Below are 6,000 nucleotides of genomic sequence, written 5' to 3' on the forward strand. Positions count from 1 at the left end.
ATGGGCAGATCGGGCTCCCATCGCGATCTGTCCTTCTATGTATATATGAAGTTGACCAAGAAGCTGCGGATTCAGTAGCTCTTTTTTTTGTCACCGCGAATGGAGAAGCCCGCGGTTTCTCCATACATAATAAAACCGGGAAGTACATCGCCAATCGCTATCATGTGCATCGGCTAGAGTTTCTCTATACATACATAAAAGGAGGGAAGCGTTTGGCCACTGAACAGCAACTCATTTCGCTGATTGCCGCCGAGCAGAAACTGGCAGCGCCACACGTAAAAAATGTCATCACGCTTCACCAGGAAGGAAACACGATCCCGTTTATCGCCCGTTACCGGAAAGAAATGACCGGGGCGCTTGATGAGGTGCAAATTCGTGATGTGCTTGAGCGCTGGGAGTACTTGCAGCATTTAGAACAGCGCAAAGAAGAAGTCATTCGCTTAATCGATGAGCAGGGGAAATTGACGGAAGAGTTAAAAAACGAGATTATGGCGGCGACGAAGCTGTAGCAAGTCGAAGATTTGTATCGCCCTTACCGACAAAAACGGCGCACGAAAGCAACGATCGCCAAGGAAAAAGGGCTCGAGCCGCTTGCCGATTGGCTTCTTTCCTGCCCCCCGTCCCCAACGCCTGATGCGCAGGCGGAAGCGTTCGTTGATGTTGAAAAAGGGGTGGCGACTGCTAGTGAGGCGCTGCAAGGGGCGAAAGACATTATCGCTGAACGAGTAGCCGATGATGCTGGCTTCCGTCAATGGATACGCGAGCAAACATGGCGGAAAGGAACGATCGCTTCGGCCGCCAAAGCGCCGGAAAAGGACGAGAAGCGCGTATATGAAATGTATTATGATTACGAAGAGCCTGTCGGCAAAATTGTTCCGCACCGTGTGTTAGCGTTAAACCGCGGTGAAAAAGAAGGGGTGCTGCGCGTCTCGATCAAGGCGCCGGTCGAGGAGATCGTTCGCTATTTACAGCGAAAAACGGTCACCCATCCGTCCTCTCCGGCCGCCGCGCTGGTGGCGGAAGCGGTGGAAGACGGGTACAAGCGGCTGCTTGAACCCACCATCGAACGCGAGATCCGCAACGAGCTGACGGAAAAGGCCGAGGAACGGGCCATTCATATTTTTGCCGAAAACTTGCGCAAGCTGCTTCTCCAGCCGCCGCTAAAAGGAAAAACGGTCCTTGGCATTGATCCGGCCTATCGCACGGGATGTAAACTCGCTATCGTCGATGAAACGGGGAAGCTGCTCTGCATCGATGTCATGTACCCGCACCCGCCTCAAGAACGGAAAGAAGAAGCGCGAGCAAAGCTTCTGCGTTTGCTTGCTGACTATCATGTGGACATGATCGCCATCGGCAACGGAACGGCATCAAGGGAAACAGAGCAGTTTGTCGCCGACGTGCTGAAGCAAGTGGAGCGGGACATCTTTTATGTCATCGTCAACGAGGCGGGGGCGAGCGTCTATTCCGCTTCCGACCTTGCGCGCGCCGAATTCCCGGATTTGCAAGTGGAAGAGCGGAGTGCCGTTTCCATCGCTCGCCGCGTTCAAGATCCGCTGGCCGAATTGGTAAAAATCGATCCGAAATCGGTCGGGGTCGGCCAGTACCAGCATGATGTGTCGCAGAAAAAGCTGGCCGAATCGCTTCGGTTCGTCGTGGAGACGGTGGTCAACCAAGTGGGCGTCAACGTGAACACGGCGTCCGTTTCATTGCTTCAATACGTGTCAGGGCTGACGAAAACGGTGGCCGAAAACATCGTCAAGCGCCGCGAAGAACAAGGAAAATTCCGCAGCCGTGAAGAGCTGAGAGCGATCCCGCGGCTTGGGGAGAAAACGTACGAGCAATGCATCGGCTTTTTGCGCATTCCCGACGGGGAGGAGCCGCTTGACCGCACGCCGATTCACCCTGAGCGGTACGCGGAAGCAAAACGGCTTTTGCACACGGCGGGATTTACCACCGACGCCATCGGCAGCGATGAATTGCGCCGGGCGCTGCAAGCCATCGACATCGAAGCAACGGCAGCTGAACTTGGCATCGGCGAACTAACGTTGCGCGATATCATCGACGCCTTATGCCGTCCGGAGCGCGACCCGCGCGATGAGCTGCCCAAGCCGCTGCTTCGCAAGGACGTTTTGAAAATGGAAGACTTGCAACCGGGCATGGAACTTGAAGGTACAGTGCGCAATGTCGTGGATTTCGGCGCCTTTGTCGACATCGGGGTCAAACAGGACGGTCTAGTTCACATTTCCAAACTTAGCAAACAATACGTGCGCCATCCGCTCGATGTTGTTTCCGTCGGCGATGTCGTCAAAGTGTGGGTCGAGCACGTCGACGTGGCGAAAGGGAGAATTTCCTTATCGATGGTAGCACCAGAAAAGTGAAGCGAGAAGCACTGCTTCATGAGCAGTGCTTTCTCCGATAAAAAAACCAGCATTGGTTTAACAGTTTGATTTGATCGCGGTTTTTCTCATAATAGGCTCGTCTCATCTGGTTTTTCAGCCATGTAGGCAAAACGGTCACCTCCCTACCAACGGAAAGGTAGTATATAATGTATGTATCTGGGCATTGTCCTGTGCCAAAAACATAAAGGGGGCGCCTGCCAATGGATCAGAAACAGTTGCAAGCACTCGTGGAGCAAGTTTCCCTAAGCACATTTGGCAAACCGTTTCGCCACACCGCCTCCTTCAATCCAAGACTTCGCACGGTCGGCGGGCGCTACGTGTTGCAAACGCACAACATTGAACTGAACAAAAAACATTATGACCGATTTGGCGAAGAAGAGCTCATTGCCATCATCAAACATGAACTATGTCATTACCATCTTCATCTGGAAGGGAAAGGCTACCGCCATCGCGACCGCGACTTCCGCGAGCTGTTGGCCAAAGTCGGGGCCCCACGTTATTGCCGACCGCTCGAACAAAAAGCAAAAACGGCCAAGGTGATCCATACATACATCTGCACATCGTGCGGCTTAGCTTACAAGCGCAAAAAACGCATCAACACCGACCGCTATGTCTGCGGTCGTTGCCGCGGCCGACTCGAGCTCGTCCAAAGCGCGCGCTCGTGAGCTGCGCAAAATCTGTTCAAAAAAAGGTTGACAACCTAAATATCCTATGCTAAATTATAAAAGCCGTCGCCGAATGGCGATCAGCGATTTTTCCCGACAGTATATTGACAAATCAAAAACTGCTCAATATAATAAACAATGTCAGTTTGTGAAGAACATCGTTGGGGTATCGAAGTTTGCTTGGAGTATGATAAAGAACGAGGCGAGCTCGAAACGCTTTCGGTGATCATTAAACAACAGCCTAGCGACGAGCCTACACATCATCGAATATGCTTTGCGTGACCCTAACGTATTAAGTCTTCTTGGATATGTTTGGAGAAGAAGGAACAGGGCAAGTTTTGAGCAGGTTTCTTGGCTACTATTCCGCAATAGCTCAGCGGTAGAGCAACCGGCTGTTAACCGGTAGGTCGTAGGTTCGAATCCTACTTGCGGAGCCATCTATTTGGAGAAGTACCCAAGTGGCTGAAGGGGACGGTTTGCTAAACCGTTAGGTCGTGGCTTTACGGCGCGCGGGTTCAAATCCCGCCTTCTCCGCCACTTCTCATATTTGCATGGCCCGTTGGTCAAGTGGTTAAGACACCGCCCTTTCACGGCGGTAACACGGGTTCGAATCCCGTACGGGTCACTTGCAGCGCGGGGATTCCCGCGAATTCACGGTCCCGTAGTGTAGTGGTTAACATGCCTGCCTGTCACGCAGGAGATCGCGGGTTCGAGTCCCGTCGGGACCGCCATTACAACATAATAGTTCGCTGGGCCATAGCCAAGCGGTAAGGCAACGGACTTTGACTCCGTGATGCGCTGGTTCGAATCCAGCTGGCCCAGCCATTCTTCTTTCATACATACCTAAGCTGTTCGCTTAGGGCTTATCATGATCATTAGCTCAACAACAAGCCATATATCTTCGAGTTAACTGCGAGTTGCCTTGACGCACCAAGCTTCCTTGAAACAGCTGGTAGAGGAAGAGGCAGGTAGAGCTCATCAGTACTTAGAGTGTTATGATTACATGAGCCATTAGCTCAGTAGGTAGAGCATCTGACTTTTAATCAGAGGGTCGGAGGTTCGAGTCCTCCATGGCTCACCACCATTAGCGGGTGTGGCGGAATTGGCAGACGCACCAGACTTAGGATCTGGCGCCTTACGGCGTGGGGGTTCAAGTCCCTCCACCCGCACTTAAAATGATGACGCGGTCGTGGCGGAATGGCAGACGCGCTAGGTTGAGGGCCTAGTGGGGGCAACCCCGTGGAGGTTCAAGTCCTCTCGACCGCATTTTCGATGTCTTTTTTATCAATAACCGAATAGTAGTCTCTATCATTCGAGCATTGTCGTTTTTTGGATTGTTGCTTTGCCAGTCGATTGCAATTCCAAGGAACGCCTATCTCCTAAGCAGAACATAGCCTTAGGATGTCATTATTGACAACAGCAATATGGGCTGCTAAAATGGAATTTGCCCTCTGAGGGAACAATCATCACCTATGCGCTCGTAGCTCAATTGGATAGAGCATCTGACTACGGATCAGAAGGTTAGGGGTTCGAATCCTCTCGAGCGCGCCACCATCGGGAAGTAGCTCAGCTTGGTAGAGCACATGGTTTGGGACCATGGGGTCGCAGGTTCAAATCCTGTCTTCCCGATTTCGCTTCAAGTGAAAATGAATGTTTGAAAGCGAAAGTTTATGAATATTCCATTCAAACGAGAGTAAGCGTTTTTGCTTCACTACCTGCGCACCAATGCCCTTTGCACGGTAGAGGAAGGGCGTAAACGCGCATGGCGAGCGAAAAATGCAATAATACGCGGGTGTAGTTTAGTGGTAAAACCTCAGCCACGAGCCTTAACTTCATCGAGTAGGCCACGAGTTGCCTCGACGCATTTGGCTTCCTTGAATCAACTGGCAGAGGAAGAGGCATGAAAGTGCGTGGTGAACATTAAACAGAATAATATGCGGGTGTAGTTTAGTGGTAAAACCTCAGCCTTCCAAGCTGATGTCGTGGGTTCGATTCCCATCACCCGCTCCATCTAAAGATTATGAACGAAGAATTTGACCGTTTCATCTTGTTCCTTGAAAACTGAACGAAACGAAGCGCAACGAAAAGCTGAGGTCCGCGGGTCGCCGCGACGGGCAAATGTTCTTCACCCGCAGGGGTGCTTGCACCCCGAGGGGGAAGGTTATTTGACCCCGAGCGGCGGCGGACCGAAGCTAGACAATACGAAAAGCGGAGGCCGCTTGACACGTTTGGTGTCGGCGCCGAAGCTTACAAAGCCAATCAACTTTCATTGGAGAGTTTGATCCTGGCTCAGGACGAACGCTGGCGGCGTGCCTAATACATGCAAGTCGAGCGGACCGAATCGGAGCTTGCTCTGGTTGGGTCAGCGGCGGACGGGTGAGTAACACGTGGGCAACCTGCCCGCAAGACCGGGATAACTCCGGGAAACCGGAGCTAATACCGGATAACACCGGAGACCGCATGGCCTTTGGTTGAAAGGCGGCCTTTGGCTGTCACTTGCGGATGGGCCCGCGGCGCATTAGCTAGTTGGTGAGGTAACGGCTCACCAAGGCGACGATGCGTAGCCGGCCTGAGAGGGTGACCGGCCACACTGGGACTGAGACACGGCCCAGACTCCTACGGGAGGCAGCAGTAGGGAATCTTCCGCAATGGGCGAAAGCCTGACGGAGCGACGCCGCGTGAGCGAAGAAGGCCTTCGGGTCGTAAAGCTCTGTTGTGAGGGACGAAGGAGCGCCGTTTGAACAAGGCGGCGCGGTGACGGTACCTCACGAGAAAGCCCCGGCTAACTACGTGCCAGCAGCCGCGGTAATACGTAGGGGGCGAGCGTTGTCCGGAATTATTGGGCGTAAAGCGCGCGCAGGCGGCTCCTTAAGTCTGATGTGAAAGCCCACGGCTCAACCGTGGAGGGTCATTGGAAACTGGGGAGCTTGAGTGCA

The 6,000-nt window shown here is 52.9% G+C and carries 2 protein-coding genes, 11 tRNA genes, 1 rRNA gene and 1 pseudogene (1 of these 15 cut by a window edge); 14 read left to right on the top strand and 1 reads right to left on the bottom strand.

Features of this window, described 5'->3' with window-relative positions; translation table 11 throughout:
- Positions 1–212 precede the first annotated feature (212 nt).
- Positions 213–2,378 (top strand): annotated as a pseudogene (locus tag GC56T2_RS01215) (Tex family protein).
- 16 nt (positions 2,379–2,394) lie between these two features.
- Here GC56T2_RS01215 and cmpA read toward each other — a convergent pair.
- On the bottom strand, positions 2,395–2,508 hold the full coding sequence (cmpA, locus tag GC56T2_RS01220) for a cortex morphogenetic protein CmpA (protein WP_089135018.1): 114 nt from the start codon (positions 2,506–2,508) through the stop codon (positions 2,395–2,397).
- Positions 2,509–2,599: 91 nt separating this feature from the next.
- Here cmpA and GC56T2_RS01225 point away from each other — a divergent pair, with 91 nt between their 5' ends.
- The 13 genes from GC56T2_RS01225 to GC56T2_RS01285 form a co-directional block, all read left to right on the top strand.
- A complete protein-coding gene (locus tag GC56T2_RS01225) occupies positions 2,600–3,064 on the top strand; it encodes a SprT family protein (protein WP_144972485.1) in 465 nt (154 codons plus the stop codon).
- 362 nt (positions 3,065–3,426) lie between these two features.
- Positions 3,427–3,501 (top strand) — tRNA-Asn (locus GC56T2_RS01230).
- A gap of 7 nt (positions 3,502–3,508) precedes the next feature.
- A tRNA-Ser gene (locus tag GC56T2_RS01235) sits at positions 3,509–3,601 on the top strand.
- A gap of 16 nt (positions 3,602–3,617) precedes the next feature.
- Positions 3,618–3,689, top strand: a tRNA-Glu gene (locus GC56T2_RS01240).
- A 30-nt stretch (positions 3,690–3,719) separates the two neighbouring features.
- Positions 3,720–3,795: transfer RNA gene (locus GC56T2_RS01245), tRNA-Asp, on the top strand.
- A 19-nt stretch (positions 3,796–3,814) separates the two neighbouring features.
- A tRNA-Gln gene (locus GC56T2_RS01250) sits at positions 3,815–3,889 on the top strand.
- A gap of 180 nt (positions 3,890–4,069) precedes the next feature.
- Positions 4,070–4,145: transfer RNA gene (locus GC56T2_RS01255), tRNA-Lys, on the top strand.
- Between the two features lie 6 nt (positions 4,146–4,151).
- Positions 4,152–4,233, top strand: a tRNA-Leu gene (locus GC56T2_RS01260).
- Positions 4,234–4,247: 14 nt separating this feature from the next.
- Positions 4,248–4,330 (top strand) — tRNA-Leu (locus GC56T2_RS01265).
- A 208-nt stretch (positions 4,331–4,538) separates the two neighbouring features.
- Positions 4,539–4,615: transfer RNA gene (locus GC56T2_RS01270), tRNA-Arg, on the top strand.
- A 4-nt stretch (positions 4,616–4,619) separates the two neighbouring features.
- Positions 4,620–4,693: transfer RNA gene (locus GC56T2_RS01275), tRNA-Pro, on the top strand.
- Between the two features lie 307 nt (positions 4,694–5,000).
- A tRNA-Gly gene (locus tag GC56T2_RS01280) sits at positions 5,001–5,074 on the top strand.
- A gap of 256 nt (positions 5,075–5,330) precedes the next feature.
- Positions 5,331–6,000: ribosomal RNA gene (locus GC56T2_RS01285) — 16S ribosomal RNA — on the top strand (it continues 888 nt past the right edge of the window).

It is taken from the genome of Geobacillus sp. C56-T2 (assembly GCF_007829715.1).
In the GTDB taxonomy this organism is placed as follows: domain Bacteria; phylum Bacillota; class Bacilli; order Bacillales; family Anoxybacillaceae; genus Geobacillus; species Geobacillus icigianus.

What these genes read in the sequence shown, in the direction of transcription:
- GC56T2_RS01225 (WP_144972485.1), top strand. Translation starts at nt 2,600, where the DNA reads ATGGATCAGAAACAGTTGCAAGCACTCGTGGAGCAAGTTTCCCTAAGC.